This window comes from Fibrobacter sp. HC4 (assembly GCF_023373925.1).
In the GTDB taxonomy this organism is placed as follows: Bacteria; Fibrobacterota; Fibrobacteria; order Fibrobacterales; family Fibrobacteraceae; genus Fibrobacter.
The window spans coordinates 1-20,220 of sequence record NZ_JALCZV010000024.1; the positions used below are offsets into that span (position 1 = coordinate 1).

19 protein-coding genes are annotated in these 20,220 nt (G+C 48.6%); 7 read left to right on the plus strand and 12 right to left on the minus strand.

Features of this window, described 5'->3' with window-relative positions; translation table 11 throughout:
- The first annotated feature begins 158 nt into the window (after positions 1-158).
- On the plus strand, positions 159-311 hold the full coding sequence (locus MMG03_RS13630; protein ID WP_112132805.1) for a helix-turn-helix domain-containing protein: 153 nt from the start codon (positions 159-161) through the stop codon (positions 309-311).
- Between the two features lie 116 nt (positions 312-427).
- Here MMG03_RS13630 and MMG03_RS13635 read toward each other — a convergent pair whose 3' ends face one another.
- The gene (locus tag MMG03_RS13635; protein WP_249506521.1) at positions 428-3,061 is read right to left on the minus strand and encodes a hybrid sensor histidine kinase/response regulator; all 2,634 of its coding nucleotides are present in this window, start codon (positions 3,059-3,061) and stop codon (positions 428-430) included.
- A gap of 662 nt (positions 3,062-3,723) precedes the next feature.
- Between MMG03_RS13635 and carA the strand changes: the two genes are divergently transcribed.
- Entirely contained in the window at positions 3,724-4,842 is a 1,119-nt protein-coding gene (carA, locus tag MMG03_RS13640; protein WP_249506522.1) for a glutamine-hydrolyzing carbamoyl-phosphate synthase small subunit, read from the plus strand.
- Between the two features lie 167 nt (positions 4,843-5,009).
- Positions 5,010-8,273 (plus strand): carbamoyl-phosphate synthase large subunit, encoded by a 3,264-nt coding sequence (gene carB / locus MMG03_RS13645; protein WP_249506523.1) that lies wholly within the window; start codon positions 5,010-5,012, stop codon positions 8,271-8,273.
- A 169-nt stretch (positions 8,274-8,442) separates the two neighbouring features.
- Here carB and MMG03_RS13650 read toward each other — a convergent pair whose 3' ends face one another.
- The 8 genes from MMG03_RS13650 to MMG03_RS13680 form a co-directional block, all read right to left on the minus strand.
- Positions 8,443-9,555, minus strand: a complete 1,113-nt coding sequence (locus tag MMG03_RS13650; protein ID WP_249506524.1) for a nucleotidyltransferase family protein — start codon at positions 9,553-9,555, stop codon at positions 8,443-8,445.
- A 5-nt stretch (positions 9,556-9,560) separates the two neighbouring features.
- Positions 9,561-9,887 carry a hypothetical protein gene (locus MMG03_RS13655; RefSeq protein WP_249506525.1) on the minus strand — a complete coding sequence of 109 codons (327 nt, stop codon included), beginning with the start codon at positions 9,885-9,887 and terminating at the stop codon, positions 9,561-9,563.
- 272 nt (positions 9,888-10,159) lie between these two features.
- Positions 10,160-10,285 carry a hypothetical protein gene (locus MMG03_RS15930; RefSeq protein WP_254917750.1) on the minus strand — a complete coding sequence of 42 codons (126 nt, stop codon included), beginning with the start codon at positions 10,283-10,285 and terminating at the stop codon, positions 10,160-10,162.
- A 145-nt stretch (positions 10,286-10,430) separates the two neighbouring features.
- On the minus strand, positions 10,431-12,731 hold the full coding sequence (locus MMG03_RS13660; RefSeq protein WP_249506526.1) for an InlB B-repeat-containing protein: 2,301 nt from the start codon (positions 12,729-12,731) through the stop codon (positions 10,431-10,433).
- A gap of 314 nt (positions 12,732-13,045) precedes the next feature.
- On the minus strand, positions 13,046-13,306 hold the full coding sequence (locus MMG03_RS13665) for a hypothetical protein (protein ID WP_101478853.1): 261 nt from the start codon (positions 13,304-13,306) through the stop codon (positions 13,046-13,048).
- Positions 13,307-13,943: 637 nt separating this feature from the next.
- A complete protein-coding gene (locus MMG03_RS13670) occupies positions 13,944-14,501 on the minus strand; it encodes a hypothetical protein (protein WP_249506527.1) in 558 nt (185 codons plus the stop codon).
- 13 nt (positions 14,502-14,514) lie between these two features.
- Complete coding sequence (locus MMG03_RS13675) at positions 14,515-14,817, minus strand: hypothetical protein (RefSeq protein ID WP_088666789.1); 303 nt, start codon at positions 14,815-14,817, stop codon at positions 14,515-14,517.
- A 407-nt stretch (positions 14,818-15,224) separates the two neighbouring features.
- Positions 15,225-15,371, minus strand: a complete 147-nt coding sequence (locus MMG03_RS13680; RefSeq protein ID WP_158236581.1) for a hypothetical protein — start codon at positions 15,369-15,371, stop codon at positions 15,225-15,227.
- Positions 15,372-15,488: 117 nt separating this feature from the next.
- Between MMG03_RS13680 and MMG03_RS13685 the strand changes: the two genes are divergently transcribed.
- The 4 genes from MMG03_RS13685 (at position 15,489) to MMG03_RS13700 (ending at position 18,171) form a co-directional block, all read left to right on the plus strand.
- Positions 15,489-16,133, plus strand: a complete 645-nt coding sequence (locus tag MMG03_RS13685; protein ID WP_249506528.1) for a DUF6261 family protein — start codon at positions 15,489-15,491, stop codon at positions 16,131-16,133.
- A 75-nt stretch (positions 16,134-16,208) separates the two neighbouring features.
- A complete protein-coding gene (locus MMG03_RS13690; RefSeq protein ID WP_249506529.1) occupies positions 16,209-16,430 on the plus strand; it encodes a hypothetical protein in 222 nt (73 codons plus the stop codon).
- Positions 16,431-16,465: 35 nt separating this feature from the next.
- The gene (locus tag MMG03_RS13695; protein ID WP_249506530.1) at positions 16,466-16,810 is read left to right on the plus strand and encodes an EamA family transporter; all 345 of its coding nucleotides are present in this window, start codon (positions 16,466-16,468) and stop codon (positions 16,808-16,810) included.
- Positions 16,811-16,926: 116 nt separating this feature from the next.
- Positions 16,927-18,171, plus strand: a complete 1,245-nt coding sequence (locus tag MMG03_RS13700) for a glycosyl hydrolase (RefSeq protein ID WP_249506531.1) — start codon at positions 16,927-16,929, stop codon at positions 18,169-18,171.
- Positions 18,172-18,212: 41 nt separating this feature from the next.
- On the opposite strand, the gene MMG03_RS13705 is transcribed toward MMG03_RS13700, so the two are convergent.
- From MMG03_RS13705 to MMG03_RS13715, 3 genes are all read right to left on the minus strand, one after another.
- The gene (locus tag MMG03_RS13705) at positions 18,213-19,217 is read right to left on the minus strand and encodes a hypothetical protein (RefSeq protein WP_249506532.1); all 1,005 of its coding nucleotides are present in this window, start codon (positions 19,215-19,217) and stop codon (positions 18,213-18,215) included.
- 15 nt (positions 19,218-19,232) lie between these two features.
- Complete coding sequence (locus tag MMG03_RS13710) at positions 19,233-19,778, minus strand: hypothetical protein (protein ID WP_073156496.1); 546 nt, start codon at positions 19,776-19,778, stop codon at positions 19,233-19,235.
- A 15-nt stretch (positions 19,779-19,793) separates the two neighbouring features.
- On the minus strand, positions 19,794-20,220 hold a 427-nt coding region (locus tag MMG03_RS13715), incomplete at its 5' end, for a hypothetical protein (protein WP_249506533.1).

Consider the following 20,220-nt stretch of genomic DNA (forward strand, 5'->3'; position numbering starts at 1 on the left):
GATAACGATGTTTTGCTGTAAAAACAAGCTGTTTTGATAAAAAATTAAAATGGTAGATTATTGAAACCACGAAATTTGGACCGTTGTGGAGTTTGATAAGAGGGGTGTCGCATGACCATACTCATTGTTAAATTGCCAAAAACAAAAGGAAAATAACAATGTCAAATGCTCGCTATAACGAAGAAATGCGGCTTCAAACTGTAAAACTGGTCCTGAAAGGCGACAAGTCGGCCGCAAAAATCGCCAAGGATCTCGGAATCAACCAGAATACGGTAAGTCCATCAAATACAAAATATGTATCAAATCAATAACTAAAGTTATTGATTATTAAAAAACAATAAATTTTAATGAATAGTCGCAATTTCAACCCATAACAATAAAACCCCGTCAGTTCATTCTGGCGGGGTTCTTATTTTATAGTCGAAATTTACTTTCGTCCGTTCAGTATGCGGCTTATGGTTTTCGTAAGGACGATCATGTCAATGGGTTTTGTCACATGGTCGTTCATTCCGGCTTCTAGAGCGGCACGGCGGTCTTCCTCAAAGGCATTGGCCGTTGTCGCAATAATGGGAATGTTCTTACGGGAATCAGGAAGCTTACGAATTTGACGGGTAGTTTCATAGCCATCCATTTTAGGCATTTGGATGTCCATCAAAATAAAGTCGTAATAGCCCGGGTCGGCCTTAGTCAACATTTCCAGACATTCACAACCATCTGCGGCACGTTCAACCTTGAAGCCAACTTCTTCCAGAAGCGTCGTTCCGATTTCCACATTCAGGTCGTTATCTTCTGTGAACAGAACTCTAAGACCAGCAAGATCCATTTTTTCTGCATCGGAACTTGACTTTTCAGAAACAACATTTTCTTCACAGATTTTATGGACAAAGCCAAGAGTAAACCTGGTTCCCTTTCCAAGGCTACTTTCTACTTCAATGGTACCGCCAAGCAGGTCCACCAGTTTCTTCACGATGGGTAAGCCAAGACCAGTTCCCGCAATCTTGCTTTCGGTGGAATTTCTTTCACGGACAAAGGAATCGAATATATGGGGCAAGTAATCTGGAGCCATACCGATACCATTGTCTGAGAAGATGAAATCGTAAGCGGCATAGCCTTCCTTATCGCAAGGCTTTTCTGTCAGTTCGACGTTAATGGTTCCGCCTTCTACAGAATACTTTACAGCATTACTCAAAAGGTTTACGGAAATTTCGCGCATCTTCACAACATCGATGCAGACATTTTCGTGAACAATATTCACGGCAAAATTCATGGTCAGATGATTTTCTTTAAGGGAAGCCTCAAAGATACTTGACGTAACCTCGACCATTTCGCGCAGATTAACCGGGCTTTCCACCACCTCGGATTTACCACTTTCAATGCGAGCCATTTCAAGCACATTGTTAATCAGCGAAAGCAGGAAGTCTCCGGCATTCATCACCTTCTTCAGGTATTCCTTCACCTTGGCCGGATTATCGCTTTCCTTTTCGATTAGGCTTGCAAATCCAAGAATGGCATTCATGGGAGTACGGATATCGTGACTCATGTTGTTAAGGAACGTCGTCTTCGCACGGCTGGATTCCTCTGCAGCGGCAAGGGCCTTTTTCAGGAGTTCCTGCTGTTCTTGTTCATTGGCCACAATTTCGGTAGCGTCACCGTGATAACCACGGAGACAGTAGGCCCCATCGGGCAAACGCACTGCAGTTCCACCACAACGGTTATACACGATTCCCAGCTTAGGATGATTCCAGCGGTAAAGCGCTTCGGCAAACTGGCCAGACTTCATCTTTTCAACAGCAGCACCAAATATGGGGACATCTTCCGGGATGATTCTCGACGCGAAGTATTCATGCAAGTCTTCCTCAGACATGGAACCGCCATCAACGCCGATCAGTTCGTAGAACTTTTCGTTTCCATTCAACAGACTGGGCAAGCCTTCTCTAAAGGTAACAAACCAGACCCCAAGTCCGGCATTGGTAATAATGTCGTTGTATTCCGCCAATTTTTTACGACTATTTTCTGCATTGACAAGAGCCGTTTCCGTCCGGACGATTTCATCCTTGTCAAAGACGACGCCCCAAATTTCATCTTCGGCGCCTTCGGTCTTGATCAAGCGGCCACGTTCTTCCACATGTTTCCAGGAACCATCCTTGCAGCGCAGGCGGTAGCTGACAGTATAGATTTCACTATTTTCCAGCGTGGGAATATCCTGTCCAAAGTCATCGGGATGAACAATCCCCTCAAGGCTACCACCAGATACCGACAGCAATTCTTCTACAGTATAGCCGAGCATTTGCGCAAACTGTTCCGACACATACTTGAAGGAAAAGGCATCGTCATTCCGTCCAATCTTAAATCCACCGCGGATCGTTTCGGCGATAGTCTTCGCCTGCATTTCACCACGCATCAGGAGCTTTCTCATTTTTTCGTTGACGTGCTGCAGCTGGCGGTTAAAATTGGCCAGGTCCTTCATATGACGGTGTTCTTCAGCATCACCCATGTACATGCCGATATAGACGAACACAAGGGCAACACTCAAGCCCAATTCCGAGAAGCATCCCTTCAAGTTCATAAGAACCTGAACACAGGATCCAAATACGGGGGGAATCACATACAGCAACAGGAAGCTGATCGCTCTAGGCTGCAGCGAAAATTTTCCCTTGGAAGTCTTTTCACGAAGCAGGTAAACAAATACACTCAGCACGTAAGAGTACGGCACCAGCAGTTGCAGCAAGAACAGGCTTCCGCGACGGTAGGCACCACTCTCATCAATATAAAACACCCAATGGGTCTTAAATGAAATTAGGCAAACCAGGGCATAGGCAATCAGGGGGATGGCAACAAACCATTTCTGTTTCGTAAACTTTTTGTTCTTTCTAAGGGCAAACAGACGGAACATCCAGACAGAGGCAAGATAGCTGGCCACAGCCGGGAACACCACCAACAGAAAATAGAGCAGACATTTACCCCACAAGGGGAAATCGACTAATCCATGCTCCGAGCAGATGACACCGATTGCGGAAATCTGAAGCAAAGTCACAGCCAGCGCAAAAGCACTGAACGACAAATGCGACGAAGATTCCGCTCTTTGAGAAAAAGCCTTGCCCAAGACAAATAGGTCTATACCAAGGAAAAATAACGCATGAACTACGTAAACTACACCTGCATCCATATACAATATCCCGTTCTAATTATTACAATAATAATATAAACAAACATTGCTCACTTTTATTTGGCGGGTCCTCCAGAAAGTGATTATTATAACATCTTTAGGGTATCGCATACCTTACAATTTATGTAAATACACAAAATCTTTTATTTTTCAAGCAATTACGTTAAGACGCAGCCTATTTTATTCATTTTTTGTAAAAAATTAGACCGTTTCACCCCTCTTTTTCCCAAAATAAAAAGGATTTTTTTTATAAAACCACCTATTGCCGAGGGGAATCTCCTTTTCTATTTTTGCACCCGATGAAGAGAACTGAAGTACAGAATCTCCAGCATGCACTCCAGGGTGCAGCACCGGCAATCCAGAAAGTCGGTTGGGTTTCTACTTTTCAAGACGTTGTTTCTGTTTTCAGTTTTAGTGTTTTTAAGGCAAAGGCTTTTAGCTTTTGCCTCTTTTTTTGCTCTACGAAAAGGGGCCGCGCAGCACACCCCTCCGCGTCATTCTGAGCGAAGCGAAGAATCCAAAAGAGTTTTAATTAGAACAAGTAAAAAGGTAAAACGATGAACGATAAATTCAACTGGAAAGCAAAGCGCGATCGCAAGGCATTCATTGCCCTGGCCGATGGCACCGTATTCCACGGCTACGCATTCGGCGAAGCCAAGGACACTGTAGGCGAAGCAGTGTTCAACACCGGTATGGCCGGCTATAAGCAGATTCTGACCGACCCTTCTTACGCTGGTCAGTTCGTAGTGTTCACCACCGCAGAAGTGGGCGCCTACTCCGCTAACATCGAAAAGTCAGAATCCCGCCAGGTGTTCCTGAACGGTATCGTCATCAACGACCTTTGCGACGCCTCCGAAAACGTGGGCGAACAGTCCCTGGATTCCTACATGAAGGAACAGAAGAAGGCCGGCATCGCAGGTGTAGACACCCGCGCCCTCACCCTCCACCTCCGCAACAACGGCGCCCAGAAGGCCTACCTCCATGTGGAAGACTCCGAAATGTCCGAAGCAGACGCCATCAAGAAGGCTCAGGAATGGATCGGCTTGGATGGTCAGGACTACGCTTCTGTAGTAAGCGACCCCAACGGCTACGAATTCTCCACCGAGGGCAAGTACAACGTAGTTGCTCTGGATTTCGGTATCAAGACCAACATCCTCCGCGACTTGGCCAGCCAGGACATGAAGGTGACCGTCATGCCCATCAACACAACCTTCGAGCAGATTCAGGCTAAGAATCCCGATGGCGTGTTCCTCTCCAACGGCCCCGCAGACCCCAACTCCCTGCCCCAGGTTGCAGCTCTCGTAAAGCAGCTCCTTGGCAAGTATCCTCTCATGGGTATCTGCCTGGGTAACCAGCTCCTGGGTCTCGCCCTGGGCGCCAAGGTTTCCAAGCTGAAGTTCGGCCATCACGGCTGTAACCATCCGGTAAAGTACCTGAAGACTGGCGCTGTAGAAATCACTAGCCAGAACCACAACTACGCCATCGACGAAACAAGCTTGCCGGCCAATGTGGAAGTCACCCACATCAACCTGAACGACAACACCGTAGAAGGCATCCGTTGCAAGGACGTTCCTGCATTCAGCGTGCAGTACCATCCGGAATCCGCTCCGGGTCCCAACGATTCCTACTACCTGTTCGAAGAATTTAAGAAGATGATCGAGGAATTTAAGAGGTAATAGGTTCGCTCGCAAGCTCGCTAGGGGTATGAGGTCGGCGCAAGGCGCCTAGAGGAAACCTCAGAAAATCAACCTCAAAGCGGAGCGACCTGAAAGCGAAGCGCCCTCAAACCTCAAAGCCACGAAGTGGCGACCTGAACAAAGTTTATTAAAGAGGAATACACAATATGCCTAAGCGTACAGACCTCAAGAAGATTATGCTCATTGGTTCTGGTCCGATCGTTATCGGCCAGGGCTGCGAATTCGACTACTCCGGCGTGCAGGCCTGTAAGGTGCTCCGCCGCGAAGGTTACGAAGTGGTGCTGGTGAACAGCAACCCCGCAACCATCATGACCGACCCGGAAATGGCCGACCGTACTTACATCGAACCGCTGAATGTGGACATTCTCCACGAAATCATCCGCCGCGAACGTCCCGATGCATTGCTCCCCACTCTGGGTGGCCAGACCGCTTTGAACCTGGCCATGGAACTCCACGAAAAAGGTGTTCTGGAACGCTACAATGTGGAACTCATCGGCGCCAAGGCCGAATCCATCGCCCGCGCAGAAGACCGTAAGCTCTTCAAGGACGCCATGCTGAACATCGGCCTGGACCTCCCCCGCTCAGGTTCTGCACACTCCATGAGCGAAGCTCTCGCCATTGCAAACACCATCGGCAGCTGGCCTCTCATCATCCGTCCGGGCTTTACCCTGGGTGGTACCGGTGGCGGTATCGCACACAACCCGGAAGAATTCGAAACCATCGTGAACCGCGGTCTCGACGCTTCCCTGAACAACGAAGTCTTGATTGAAGAATCCCTCCTGGGCTGGAAGGAATTCGAAATGGAAGTCATGCGCGATAAGAAGGGCAATGCCGTTATCGTCTGCTCCATCGAAAACCTGGACCCCATGGGCGTTCACACAGGCGACTCCATCACTGTGGCTCCGATCCAGTCTCTTGACGATCGCGCTTATCAGGCCATGCGTGACGACTCCCTGAAGGTGATGGAAGCTATCGGTGTTGAAACCGGCGGATCCAACGTTCAGTGGTCTATCGACCCCAAGACTGGCCGTCGCATCATCATCGAAATGAACCCCCGCGTGAGCCGTTCTTCCGCTCTTGCTTCCAAGGCAACGGGCTTCCCCATCGCAAAGATTGCAGCCCTCCTGGCCGTGGGTTACACTCTCGACGAACTGAAGAACGACATTACACAGTCCACTCCCAGCTGCTTCGAACCGGCTCTGGACTACGTCGTTACCAAGGTTCCCCGCTTTACCTTCGAAAAGTTCCCCAAGGCAGATAGCACTCTCGGCACCCAGATGAAGTCTGTGGGTGAAGCCATGGCTATCGGCTCCAACCTGAAGCAGTCCCTGCAGAAGGCTCTCCGCTCTCTGGAAACTGGTTTCGGCGGCTTCGGAGCCTGCGCCAAGTGCGAACAATTCCTGGCCTACGACGACGAAACCTTGACTCGCGAAGTGGCTCGCCCCAGCGCAGAACGCATCTTCGTGGTGTACGCCGCCTTCCGCCGCGGTTGGGACGTCGAAAAGCTTTACGCACTCACCAAGATCGACCGATACTTCCTCCGACACATGGAAGAACTGGCCCAGTTCGAAGACGAAATCCTCTCTGCAGGTTCTCTCGAAAACCTCTGCAAGGACAAGGCTCTGTTCCGCCAGGCCAAGGAATTCGGCTATAGCGATATCCAGATCGGTTACCTGTTCCACAAGACTCCGGAAGAAGTCATGGCAGCCCGTAACGGTATCAACCTGAAGCCCAGCTACTATTCTGTAGATACCTGCGCCGGTGAATTTGAAGCCGTCACTCCGTACTACTACTCCTGCTACGCAGACAATACCGAACCCGTCCGCGAAGTTCCGAACCGCGACAAGAAGAAGCGCATCATGGTGCTGGGCGGTGGCCCGAACCGTATCGGCCAGGGTATCGAATTCGACTACTGCTGCTGCCACGCCGCCTTCACTCTGAAGAAGCAGGGCTACGAAGTCATCATGGTCAACTCCAACCCGGAAACCGTTTCTACGGACTACGATACTTCCGACAAGCTTTACTTTGAACCGCTGACCCTCGAAGATGTCATGGGCATCTACGAACGCGAAAACTGCTACGGCGTTATCGTTCAGTTCGGTGGCCAGACTCCGCTTAACTTGGCAATGCGCCTGAAGAAGGCCGGCGCAAACGTTGTCGGCACAAGCCCCGAGGATATCGACCTTGCAGAAGACCGCGACTTCTTCAAGCAGCTGGTTGACAAGGTGGGCATCAAGCAGGCCGCCTCTGGCATTGCACATAACGTTGAAGAAGCCCTCGCCATCGTGGAAGAGATCGGCTACCCCGTTCTCGTGCGCCCCAGCTTCGTGCTCGGTGGCCGCGGCATGGTGATCGTCTATAAGGAAAAGTACCTCCGCAAGTTCGTGGAAGAAGCCGCAGCCATCGGCGAAGGCAAGCCTATCCTTATCGACCGCTTCCTGGAAGACGCAACCGAACTTGACGTGGACTGCATCAGCGACGGCAAGCACACCGTGGTGGGCGCCATCATGGAACACGTGGAACCCGCAGGTATCCACTCCGGCGACTCCGCAAGCGTCATCCCGCCCATGACCCTCAGCAAGGACCTGCAGGAAAAAGTCCGCGGCTACGCCAAGGAATTCGCAAAGGAACTCCATGTGGTTGGCCTCATGAACATGCAGCTCGCCGTCAAGGATGGCGAACTCTACATGATCGAAGTGAACCCCCGTGCCTCCCGCACCGTGCCCTTCGTTTCCAAGTCCATCGGCGTGCCTCTGGCAAGCTACGCAAGCCGCTGCATGCTGGGCGAAACCCTCGAAGAAATCGGCTTCACCGAAGAAGTCCATGTTCCGTACGTGAGCGTGAAGGAAGCCGTGTTCCCCTTCGTGAAGTTCCCGGGCGTCGACGTCACCCTTTCTCCGGAAATGAAGTCCACCGGCGAAGTCATGAGCCTGGATCGCGACCGCGGCCTCGCCTACCTCAAGAGCCAGCTGGCCTCCGGCAACCGCATCCCGGGCCAGGGCAACATCTTCGTCTCCCTCAAGGACGAAGACAAGGAACGTGCAGTGCCTCTCATCAAGAAGCTTGCAGACCTGGGCTACGGCATCTACGCCACCCGCGGTACTTCTACCATCCTCTTCAACGCTGGTATCAAGACTCGCGCCGTGTTCCGTATCTCCCGTGGTCGCCCGAACCTGCTGGACCTCATCCACGATAACGAAGTCCAGTGGATCGTGAACACCTCCGAAACCGGTGCCGAAGCCATGGTAGACGAAATCCAGATGCGCAGTAAGGCAGTGGTCAGCGGCGTGCCTATCACTACTACCATCGCAGCCCTCACCTCTACCGTTGAAGGCCTCATGGACAAGTACGACTACGGCCGCTTCGAAGTCTGCAGCCTCCAAGAATACCATAGGCATATTGTGAAGTAATGGGCGTTGCCCTGGCGGGCCGGCCCTCTTGCGCTATAAAAAGACCGAGCTGGAAAAATCCAGTTCGGTCTTTTTTTTCGTTCAGCCTCGCGCTCCTTGAAACTGCACGAGGCAAGCGCCGCGCGAGTCCGACCCCATGCGGGCTGCGGGGCCTAACGCGAAAGCATTATCAGAACTTCACATCCCTTAATGAAATCTTGCGCAACCGGATTCGTGTCGAAGTGTTTTCTACAAAAACTTTCCAGTAATCGACTTCCGCCCAGAAGGTTTCCGCCAAATCGAAGCGCCAGTAACTTAAGGATTTCTTGCGCTTGCCAAGCCACCAGTAGAGCCATTTGAGGCGACCGCCTCCTACATGGCGACCAAAGTTGCCACCCTGCAGGATTTCCCGCAGGAGCCACCTCCCGCGGAATTCGTCGGGCTTGCAAAGCATCAGACTTTCGTCAAGACCAAACGATTCACGAAGCAGCCACATGAGGGCGCCCGCAATTTTTCGCAATCCAAAGCTGTTCAGGTTCGCCATCAGTTCGCGGCGTTCGCTTTCGCTGGAATGTCTAAGCAACACGTAATAATCTACAATCTGCCGGAGCCCTACCCCGCCACCAATAAAATGGCGATAGATGTGCGATAGCTGCATGGCCAGCGCAAACTTCATGGAATGGGCACAGAAACCTTCGGGAACCTCTACCGAGTTCAGGATTTCCCAGTCCAGATATTTCAGCAGTTGCCTTGTCGCAAACGGATTGTAATTGCCCGAAGAGGTACGGAAATGAACTTCCACATCGATGGCGCGATCATTTTTCATGTGGGTGTGATGCGGCGAATCCTTCAGCGATTCCTGCATTTCGGTTTCCCGCAACAAACCCACGACGCTCTTTTTCCCGCCAGAAACCCAGATGTCAATATCTCCCGGCTGCCGACAAAGCGGATTCGGGTAAAGGCGAGCATTGGCCTGGCCCTTCAAAACGGCACAACTTCTGCCATGCCCCTTGAAAAATTCGGTGAGCTTTGCGGCTTCCTCATTCAAAATCTTGTTCAAGCCGCTAAAGGATTCCGCTTCGCTGGCCCACTGGAACATCAGTTCCATGGGAGGGCGCAGCTCCTGAGGCAACTTCATCACCCCGTCAAACGCAAGCCCCAGAAGAGTCTGCCGGTCCGCCTCGTCGTAAATACGCTTCCACTCTTCCGCAGACAGCCGCGGAAACGCACCAGCACTTGCCCCCGGACACCCAAGGGCAATACGCAACAGAAAGAAAAAATTATCGTATCTGGAAAAATCCATAGCACTCAGACAAAATACTGTAAGGCCGAATATTTTATTTCGGGAAGATCCTTCAAGTTAGCATCATCTTTTGATGCTATGTAAAACTCATAGTATCTTTTGAACATTTCCACAATTCTAGTGTAATTTGAATTAAGCTCTTGGAACTCCCGTTTATCAATAGACGCAGGAAGGCCAACATCTTCATCTACAATTACAACAGCCTTGCAAAAATCTAGTGCAGGAACTTTTTGTTCATTACTTAATTCGGAACTGCCAGATGATCCGAAAAAATATACGGATTGAGGAACGCCTTTTCGTTTCTTTGGCTTATGAGCTACAACGTTAATCACTTGTTCCTCCTTACAAGAAATGCCGGATTTTACTCCGGCACATCTAGTCGGCCTTTCTTTTTTTTCTCAGGTGGCGACCTACCACCCTGTTTCATCTAGTCGGCCTTTCTTTTTTTCTCAGGTGACGACCTACCACCCTGTTGCACTACTTAATATAGTTTTCCGCAGAACCTTTGTCAAGCACCTACCCTAAAATCCGCACAAAAAAGTCCCTCCGATTTTGGTCGGAAGGACTTTCGTTTTATACTTCAAGGCGAAATCGTAAAAACAAACTAATCGTCAACGACAACACCCATTCTGTCGGGAAGGCTGCTCTGCAGCAAGTTTGAACGGTGCTTCAGCTTGATCACCTTCACCTGGGGCTTTTTGTACTGTTTCTTCTGCTCTTGCTTTTTCATTTCTACTCCTATTACTGAAATTTGCCGCCATAACCCTTGGGACCGTCATTTTCAAAACCGCTGTTTTGCAGCAGGTTCGCACGGTGTTTTAGCTTGATCACTTTTACCTGGGGTTTGCAATACAGTTTCTTCGGTTCCGGCCTTTTCATTTTACGATAACCTTGCTCTTGTTATTGAAGAAGGAGCCCTTAACGCTGGGTTTGCCGTTGAGTTTACGGCCCTTCATGTCGAACCAGCGCTCTCCCGCGGCGTTGAACTCGCCGGTGCGGGTATTGAGTTTACCGATATACAGAGTTCCGCCCTCATCGTCATCCACGACCACATCCAAGTAATTCGGGGTCTCGATACTGGAAGTCGAACGAGCCATGGGAGCCATACCACGGAAGGACGGTTTCGGAGAAGGTGCCGGAGTTGCGACAGGATTGTAATAGAGGTAGGCTCGCATAGGCGGCAGATTTGCACCAGCGGTAGCTTTCACAAATTCGCCAATATGGACATCGGCAACATTCTCGGCAGCAAAACCATAAACATACCCAAGATCCGGATGACCTTCCTTCCAGACCATTTTTCCATAGGTTCCGCGAAGTTCCCAGCCATCACCCTCATCCTGGCCCTGGTCCGTGGGAGAGGCATCCAATGTACGTTCCAAGGTAGCCCCAGTCTTAAAGGAGATGGTCTCGCCAGTAGTTTTCACTAGGTACGGGGTGTTTGCGATCAGTTCGTCACGAACGGAACCCACGTGAACAGTCCAGTCATCCGAAGAAACATACTTAAATCTGTAGAATACAGCGCCCTCCACATTTTCCACATACATGCTAAAAGGCAGCGTAATGGTGGAGATTGTGCCAGCGGCAAAGGTCCTATTCAGCTCAATTGCGTCCACATCGATACTCCAAGGGAGCAGTACGGAGGTTTCGGAGTTTCCGTCGATAATTGCCTTGCTATCGTCATTGTATATACAAGCTGCGCCGTAGGTTGTGCCAAGGGCGGCCACCGGGGACATTTCAACATGGCCATCCACATCGGCAAAGCGCTTGTGGCACTCATTGCAGACATAGCCTGCTTCCCAACCTGTTTCAGAGCATGTGGGTACTACAGCATCATCGGTCCAGACTAGCATAGATGCGTCGTGATCAACAATGTGGTCCTCGTAATCCTTCCAGCCATTGGCTGACCTGTAGGCATCGGCTGAACCATGAGGCACGTGAATCAAAAATTCATCAGGAACGTTGAGGAAAGTCAGCCATTCCCCCAATTGAGGGGGCACTTTTGACTTCATATCCACACGAATCAAAGGAGTTTCTGCAAAAGCGAAATGCCCAATAGTTTCAATACTGCTCGGGATTTCAATACTAGTCAAGCGTTTATGATTATTAAATGCGCCATCGTCTAGTTCTGTAACACCATCGCCCAAAAACATGACACACAGACCGTCCTCGCACTTATTTTTCTTAATATCATACATAGATGAAAGCACAGGCAAAGCAGTATCACCGTCGCTGGTTGTGTAAGCAATATAGTGATTGCTGAAAGTTGCTTCTAGGCTGTTCTGTTCAGCATCAACCGTGTATTCAAATGTTGCTGGGACATCGACATCACTGTTCCAGCTAAGGAACTTGTATCCGTCTGCAGGCTCCGCGGTAAGGGTAAGTACTGTACCAACAGGGTAGAATTCGTCGGGATCGTAGCCACTTACAGAACCGTCGCCAACCACGGTCACATCAACACGAACCGGCACCTGAATTTCAACACTCCCTGCGGCACCAGACCAGTTGCCACTTTCTTCGACCTCGTAGTAAATCGTATAATCGCCGCCTTTATCCGCACAAGGAATATTTTCCGAGTAATCATCATCTAAACTGTAAAGCATCGTTCCAAAGTTCGTAGATCCGGCGGTAACAAGCGCGACACATGCACCAGCGTACTTCGGATTAGCAGAAGTCGGGGGTTCAACTGTAGGCGTAGCCTTCGTGATATTAAAGGATTTTGAAACAGGCTTGACCCAGTCATATTCGCCAAGGAAAGTAACAGTTACAGTTGCGGTGCCAACATTTATATTGTTGGAATATGAATATTCGTAGTCGGTACCTTCTGCAATATCAAAAGTACCTAGAGTCACGGCTGGCTTTGGTGTAATTGCGTTGCCTGTATAAACTTGATCGAAAATCATTTCAATTTGCGGTTCTGTTTCCACAATCGACAGATTCCATTTGCCATCACCAACCTCATTTAACGAAATATCATACCAACCATCTTCCTTCGGAATCGAGCTACAATGATGAGTCGCAACACTAGTAGTAAACTCACCCTCAACACTAGCATACGGAATATCAAAGCTATAATCAGGATTTTCAGTTCTGATGCCAAACCTTCGGCCACGAGAGTCGTTTATGTAATAACTTGTTCCTGCTTTAAGTTTTACGGTACTTACTCCAGAAGAAATCATCACTTGCGAAACAGAAGCATTGTAATCATCCCCTATTTCGAACAACGTACGGTCTTTATATTCTGGCTTTAGTTCTGCCGAAATTGTCACATTCGCTGCAGGTACTGTAAAAGAATAAACGCAATTACCTTTTGACGTAATTGGCAAATCATTTATTCCATCACTTACCCTAACATCCAAATATTTATCATCCAACTCAAATGTAAAAATATCTCCCGTGTGTGCTATATATGAATCATTGGTCGAAACAAACCACCGAATACTTTCATCGCGATCAATATATCGATTTATAAAAGTATCATCGAATCCTGTTTCTAAGCTACCTTCACCGTCAGAAAAGAATTTACCACAAACGGAGCATTGCCAATATTCAGAATGAACCCCATCTTCTTCATGGTGGATAAGGTCATGAGGTTTACGTGGCTCGACAACATCGTCTTTTGATAATTCGTTTGTTCCAGTTTCATCTGCAAAATACTTTCCGTCACCTCCAAGATAGCAAGCCTGTTTGATTCCAGTTTCTGTACAAGTCGCACTCTTTTGAGGAAGGAAAAAATAAAATTCTTTTCCGCCATACAATCTTATTTCACTTAACGCTACATATTCTCCCTCCATTTCAAAGCGAAAATATCTATAGGCTTTGTTCTCTTGATTATCACAGGCAAAACTAAAGTTTGTACCACTACTAATGTCATCTGATCTTGACGAAACAACATTCCAATCATCTTCTTCATTTGCCTTTGCTTTTAAGGTCCACGATGATGGATTGGCCTCTGGATCCATGGAATCAAACACATATCCCTTCAAAGCAATTGGTAAAATAGAAGAAAATTCAACATACCCCCCTTCATCTAGATACCATGATTCCATATCTCCATCCACAAGTACTTCATAGTTATGAACCTCATTATAGCCTGTTCCCTCTATTGCATTAAAACCCGTATACAAGTAATATTCCTTGCCATCTATTGTGATAGTCGTTCGTACAGTTTCAGTAGCAAAGGCATTTGCCGAGAGCAACAGCGCCAGCACCATGACCAGCGAGGTCAAATAAGAGTTAATGCTATTTCGCATCATGATTTATTTTCTCCTTAAAATCAAAAAGGGCGCGGAATCCGGCCCTCTACAAGCATTATTGATTCAGTACAAATATAGTTGCCCGTAAGATTTTTGTAAAGATTGAACACCCTTCAAGAAATCCAAAACCGCTTTTTACAGCGCCTTGATTTCTTCGGGAGTGAGGCCAGAAACTGAGGCTATTTCTTCCAAAGTAAGTTTCCCTTGATCGCGCAAGGCCTTGGCGAGTTCCTTGTTGGCTTCGGCACGTCCTTCATTGCGCCCCTCGGCAAGACCTTTCTTGTACCGAATGTTGAGTTCCTGTTCCAGGGTCATGTAAGCCTTCTTCGTGATGGGGTCCTTGCGGTACTGTTCCACGAGATCGTGGATGCGCTTCATCTTTGCGGATCCGTACTCCTGCGTGGCAAAGTACTGCATGTATTCGCGAATGGAGTTGTCCTTGATTTCGCGATACTTCTTAAAGATATAAAAATTCTTGTAACAGAGGTCGCCCATCAGGATGCTCGGGTCGCTTTCTTCGCGATTCTGGAACCTGTAAACGGGCTTGTCCTTGCCGAAGATGTCGTCCGGGCAGATGAACAGGATGTGCTGTTCCCGGAGTTCGTCGTAGCTTACGCCCTTGGCGAGGACATCCAGGTCGCACATTCCCTGGTAGTAGCGGGCGCGCTTGGGCAGTTCGCCAGTATCTTCCATCTGCAATTGACGCCTACGGCGTCATCGGCTGCACTCGGCCATGCCAAAATGCAAGCATTTTGTCGCGGCACTCGTTTGCACGATACTCAATATCGAAATAGCGGCCTGAGTTGGGCAATTCCTCCTTCACGAGCACATCGAAGCGGACGCTCTTGTGGAAGGGATCTTCCTGGGTCGTGGCTTCGGCGACCACGGAAATCTTGTCGATGGAAATTTTCAGGATGTCCTGCAGAAAATCCTTGGCCACATCCTCGTTGCTGAAGACCTTGGCAAACATAAAGTTGTCGGTAATGTCCAGGTCTTCGTACTTTTTCATTTGATAGCTCATTTTATCCTCAAAAAAATCCACAACGTCGTCGCGTCCCTTTGCCGGGAGGACTTCGTCATGGATCTACTAAACTATTTGTGAGGACAATATATTTATTGATTTTCGCGCAGGCAACTCATTTTTCAATCCGACTGCATTTTGCAAACAACTGTTTGCATGAGTGTCGCGGCGGCCAAGCTTGCTTGAGCCGACACCTGTCCTCGCTTGACGGGGATGACCGAATGCTAGGTTGTTCTACAAACAACTGTTTGCACGAGAGCCATGGCGATCAAGTTTACTTGAATCGACATGGCCGAGGCTTAGGTTGTTCTATAAACAACTGTTGACACGAGTGATGATGCCGAGCGAACGCAAAAGAAAAAGTCCCTCCGATTTTGTTCGGAAGGACTTTCGTTTTATACTTCAGGTTTTTCTACGGAATCAGGCAGATCATTGTAGTCAACCGTTCCGTGGTAACCATCGCTGCTCCCTGACAGTAAACTTGCGCGGGATTTCAGCTTGATTTCCTTCATTTTCGGAGCCTTGTATTCTTTCTTCTGCATATCGTTCCCCTTTTTACTTGGACTTGTAGATTTTTTAATAAAGGGCTTTTCGCAAGCCATATTCATTAATTTGATGGTTTAAAATATACTCTCTTTTCGTATCGATTGTTGAAATTTATGCAACGACGGCTTCATCGGTTTCCTTTGTTTGATTCCAAGCGCACCGTCGCATTCCGCAATTTCCGTGGAACGGTAAAGGTTCTCACAGGCTCCCTGGACCAGCAGCGTTCCGCCCTGGCTAAGGAAATCTGGGAATACGTAAAGGGCTACGGCAATGCAGGTTCCGTTGACCAGAAGAGCCTCACCGGTATCATCGAATCGGTCATTGCTAACGTCCAGGCGGTTATTGGCAAGGAAGAATATGCCGAGGCCCTGGCCGGGAGCGAACTGGAGCTTGCCTTCAACGCCCTGAAAGAGGTACAAGGCGCATTCGCCGAAGCCAACCAGACCCGCGCCGAAGAACGCCGCATCCGCGAGGAGACCACCAGCAAGAATCTCCGCAACGATTGCATCAGCGCCTTCCGCCAGCTGATTAACTTCGCGCAGTACAACGCGGCCACCAAGGGTGACGAAAGTTGCATGGCCTTCATCGACAAGGTGAACGTATTCATCGCCAACAGCCGTTCCCTCTACAAGGCTCGTGCAAAGGCCCGTGCAAAGGCCCGCGAAGGAGCCTCCCCGGAACCCCGTGACGCTGCCGCCCTCGCACTCCCGGTAAACGCCGCTACAGGCATTGCCGAAGGGAGGATTAATGCCGCATAGCATCTACATCAACCCCGACAACATTGCTCAAGAAACCTTCGGCGACTGTGTACAGAAAATCCATTAATCAATGTAATGCGAATTACCAATCGCGTTATCAACGGCGGACACGAAGTTCCCATTTCTAAAATCATCTCTCGTTATTACAAATCAAAAACAAACGCAACGTTAATTCTGCCTTTAGTCGATCGAGCTTATCTCTACGACAATTCCATCGAGAACGAAACACCCCGCCTGATTTGCAGAATGGTGGACGGCACATTGATCAAACAATACTCCGACACCATTCCCGAATAGGCAAAAGACCTGCTTAAATAATCTATATTCCGCCTATGCTCTCCTACGTTTGGCCCATGGCCCTAATCATTTCCTGCAACGTTATCTATCAGATTTGTGCCAAGTCCGTGTCCAAGGGAATGAACCCCTTCGCAGCATTGGCCATTACCTACAGCGTTGGAGCCATAGCCTCGCTCATTCTTTACTTTATTCTGGGAAAGTCCGGCAGTCTGCTTGCTGAATTCAAGCAGCTGAATTGGGCGCAAATCGTGCAGGCCACCATTCTCGCCATCATCCTGATTTTCGTTGGGTATGGGCTTTATAACGAAGCCATCACCTGGAATAAAGTGGTGGGCATTCTGGTTTGCCTGGCGGGCTTTGGACTGATCAACCTGAAATAGAATACAACTCAGCAGCAAGCTCAAAACAGTTAAAACATTTTTTATTCCAAACTAAATAAAAAAATGTAATCTCTCCACAATTTCCTTCTATTTTGAGGGCAGGAGAACAAAATTCTATGAAAAACGCTTTTATCAAGTCATTTATCATGGCTAGTGCGTGCCTGTTCATGTTCGCATGCAGCACTTCCAAAACGTCCAATCCAGCAAGCAGCATCGCCAGCCCCGACGATCCATCCAATCCTGCTGAAATTCAAACCGGCGAAGTCACAAATCCAGAAATCACCCAGCCAACAGTGCAACCTGATTATGGCAGCGGAGTCGTTGAAAATCCGTCAAATCCAATAGAAAATAGCGACTCCTTGACAATCCCGCCAAGTTCTTCTGCGGACACTCCTATAGCACCTTCATCCAGCTCTTCAGAACTAAACATCATTTCATCATCAAGCACATCCGAGCCACAAGTGGGACCCATTACACCAGATGCAGAGACTTTCAACTCCATGTTCTTTGGAGCATGGGTGGGCGGACCGGAAGAAGTCCCCCAGCCTACGGAAGCCAACGTCGAGGCTTTTGAAAGATTGCAGGGGCGCCATCTCGACGTCATCCACCATTTTGTCCTTTGGCAATACAATGACTGGGCCTGGACAAAGCCCTACGTTGAAATGGCAAAGAAGCGCGGTTCCATCATGATGATTACCTGGATGCCCCAGCCTTACACAGCGCAGGATATCCTCGACGGCAAAACCGACGCCTACCTGGATGATTTTGCTAAGGGCGTGAAGGAATTCGGATCCGAAATCTGGTTGCGACCGCTTCATGAATCCAACGGCGATTGGTACACCTGGGGCACAGGCAAAGATCCCGTCAATAACGCCGAAGACAAAGTTGCCGCAGCCTACCGCCACATCGTAGAACGTTTCCGGGCCCAGAACGTCTCCAACGTCAAATGGGTTTGGACAACAAACGCTAGCAACAGCGGCGCAAAGTCCACATTGAAGGGTTCCTACCCTGGCGACGACTACGTAGACTACACCTCTATCGACGGCTACAACTGGGGTACCGCACAAAGCTGGTCTAGCTGGCAAAGCTTCTCACAAGTGTTCAGGGCTGCATACAGAGCCATCGAAGGTTTCAACAAGCCCATGTTCATCGCAGAATTTTCCTGTTCAGAACACGGCGGTAGCAAGGCAGAATGGTTCCGGGAAATGTTCCGCATTTTGCCCACGGAATTTCCCAAAATAAAAGGTCTCGTCATCTTTAGTCAAAGCAAAGGCCACGAAGCCGATTGGGGCGTAGATACATCCAACGAATCCCTGAATGCATGGAAGGAAGGCATTGCTGCCTTCCCTGCCACTAAGTAACCGCCTAGCTCCCAAAAATGCGTTAAGCGTCAAGCCCACTTCTAATTATCGGATGTGGGCTGTTCTTGTGGCGTACTTGGCATCTGAAGGCAATCTACCACAACATCGTTGCTAAACTGCCCCCAAGATTCATTTGCGTAGGAATAGTACGTTGTCTCCTGCAAGCAAACGCCATTAGCACAAGTGACGTTAGAACCATCATGGAGTTTCTTGAATTCTTCTTCAATAGCATCAAAGTCTAGTTCTTCTGCACTTTTTGCATCGGAATAAACCTTGTACACATATTCATAATCCACATCGGAATCGTCTTCCTCAATGTACCCATTGTGATCAAGTTCAATGCAATAAGCCGCTCCAGAGGCTTTATCTACGCCCTTGACTACGCATGTCAAACTGCTAAAGTCAGGACCATCCTCCTTTTCATACGTATTTCGAATCAGCACATACTGTTCCTTAAATACATTCGGTTCAACCACTGTGGTACAGCTATAGGAACCTTCATCCACATTGTGACTATACTGGCCCTTGCAAGAAAGGGACAACCTTGTTTCACTAGAGCTGGCATAGAAAGGAATCGTATCCACAAGACCCTTGGCTTCGGACACGGTCAACGTCTGGGTTACCACAGAATCCTTTATTGAAACACGATATTCCAAAGCGCGTCCTTCATACTGTTCACAACGAATATATTCCTCCGAGCCCAGGTAATTGAAATAGACACTGCCTTTGGCATAATCTTTTTTCAACATGCAGTGGTCATCCTTGTCATCAGCAGTAGAACAAGGCTCCACTTCGCCCCTCTCGTCCAAGAAATGTCCCGCATCCCGATAGGAATCCAGAATTTCTTCACGAGATTGCGAATTTTCTTCACGCGTCACGGAATCCATGTCAGGAACCTTAGGAGTTTCATCATTCGGTTTCAAAACCTCATTCAATCCCGCTGCCGGCGTATATTGAGGAGAGACTTCCTCGGGACTTGAGCTGTTATCGGAACAGGCTAGCAAACCCAGGGCGGCAATGCCGCATGTTAGCATTTTGTAATTCATAGTTTCCTCCTTACTTTAATCGTGACATTTGTTTATAACTTCTGCGGCAAAGGACGCCCAATAAGGATCTTCATAAGGTGTTTTATTTGCAGCCCCTTCAGTAAGCACAACCTTACATACATCTTCTGCCAGAATTCCGTCTTCGGCAGCACAGGCATTTTCAAAAACATCCCGAACATTCTGATCATCTGTCCTCAAGATCTTTTGAACAACACCGGCTTCCCTGACCACCCTGTAGGAGTAGGTAAAACCAGTTTCACACATAACTTCGGAAGAAAAATCATGTTCCTCAAGAGACAAGTAGCCAGATTGGGTACCTCCCTTAACCGTACGGAAATCACATTCCGGCAAGCCGCAATTATCAGGAGCCATATCATAAAGTTCGCGGGGCAAGAGAATGTAGTTGTACACGCTATCTAAAGATGCTCCAGAGAACTCAACCTCATTCAATCCCGCTGCCGGCGTATATTGAGGAGAGACTTCCTCGGGACTTGAGCTGTTATCGGAACAGGCTAGCAAACCCAGGGCGGCAATGCCGCATGTTAGCATTTTGTAATTCATAGTTTCCTCCTTACTTTAATTGTGACATTTGTTTATAACTTCTGTGGCAAAGGACGCCCAATAAGGATCTACATAAGGTGTTTTATTTGCAGCCCCTTCAGTAAGCACAACCTTACATACATCTTCTCCCAGAATTCCGTCTTCGGCAGCACAGGCATTTTCAAAAACATCCCGAACATTCTGATCATCTGTCCTCAAGATCTTTTGAACAACACCGGCTTCCCTGACCACCCTGTAGGAGTAGGTAAAACCAGCTTCACACATAACTTCGGAAGAAAAATCATGTTCCTCAAGAGACAAGTAACCAGATTGGGTACCTCCCTTAACCGTACGGAAATCACATTCCGGCAAGCCGCAATTATCAGGAGCCATATCATAAAGTTCGCGGGGCAAGAGAATGTAGTTGTACACGCTATCTAAAGATGCTCCAGAGAACTCAATT

What these genes read in the sequence shown, in the direction of transcription:
- MMG03_RS13710 (WP_073156496.1), bottom strand. Translation starts at nt 19,778, where the DNA reads ATGAATTACAAAATGCTAACATGCGGCATTGCCGCCCTGGGTTTGCTA.
- MMG03_RS13690 (WP_249506529.1), top strand. Translation starts at nt 16,209, where the DNA reads ATGCGAATTACCAATCGCGTTATCAACGGCGGACACGAAGTTCCCATT.
- carB (WP_249506523.1), top strand. Translation starts at nt 5,010, where the DNA reads ATGCCTAAGCGTACAGACCTCAAGAAGATTATGCTCATTGGTTCTGGT.
- MMG03_RS13665 (WP_101478853.1), bottom strand. Translation starts at nt 13,306, where the DNA reads ATGGCGGAAAAGAATTTTATTTTTTCCTTCCTCAAAAGAGTGCGACTT.
- MMG03_RS15930 (WP_254917750.1), bottom strand. Translation starts at nt 10,285, where the DNA reads ATGAAAAAGCAAGAGCAGAAGAAACAGTACAAAAAGCCCCAGGTGAAG.
- MMG03_RS13705 (WP_249506532.1), bottom strand. Translation starts at nt 19,217, where the DNA reads ATGAATTACAAAATGCTAACATGCGGCATTGCCGCCCTGGGTTTGCTA.
- MMG03_RS13675 (WP_088666789.1), bottom strand. Translation starts at nt 14,817, where the DNA reads ATGAAAAAGTACGAAGACCTGGACATTACCGACAACTTTATGTTTGCC.
- MMG03_RS13695 (WP_249506530.1), top strand. Translation starts at nt 16,466, where the DNA reads ATGCTCTCCTACGTTTGGCCCATGGCCCTAATCATTTCCTGCAACGTT.
- MMG03_RS13630 (WP_112132805.1), top strand. Translation starts at nt 159, where the DNA reads ATGTCAAATGCTCGCTATAACGAAGAAATGCGGCTTCAAACTGTAAAA.
- carA (WP_249506522.1), top strand. Translation starts at nt 3,724, where the DNA reads ATGAACGATAAATTCAACTGGAAAGCAAAGCGCGATCGCAAGGCATTC.
- MMG03_RS13700 (WP_249506531.1), top strand. Translation starts at nt 16,927, where the DNA reads ATGAAAAACGCTTTTATCAAGTCATTTATCATGGCTAGTGCGTGCCTG.
- MMG03_RS13650 (WP_249506524.1), bottom strand. Translation starts at nt 9,555, where the DNA reads ATGGATTTTTCCAGATACGATAATTTTTTCTTTCTGTTGCGTATTGCC.
- MMG03_RS13670 (WP_249506527.1), bottom strand. Translation starts at nt 14,501, where the DNA reads ATGGAAGATACTGGCGAACTGCCCAAGCGCGCCCGCTACTACCAGGGA.
- MMG03_RS13660 (WP_249506526.1), bottom strand. Translation starts at nt 12,731, where the DNA reads ATGATTTCTTCTGGAGTAAGTACCGTAAAACTTAAAGCAGGAACAAGT.
- MMG03_RS13680 (WP_158236581.1), bottom strand. Translation starts at nt 15,371, where the DNA reads ATGCAGAAGAAAGAATACAAGGCTCCGAAAATGAAGGAAATCAAGCTG.
- MMG03_RS13685 (WP_249506528.1), top strand. Translation starts at nt 15,489, where the DNA reads ATGCAACGACGGCTTCATCGGTTTCCTTTGTTTGATTCCAAGCGCACC.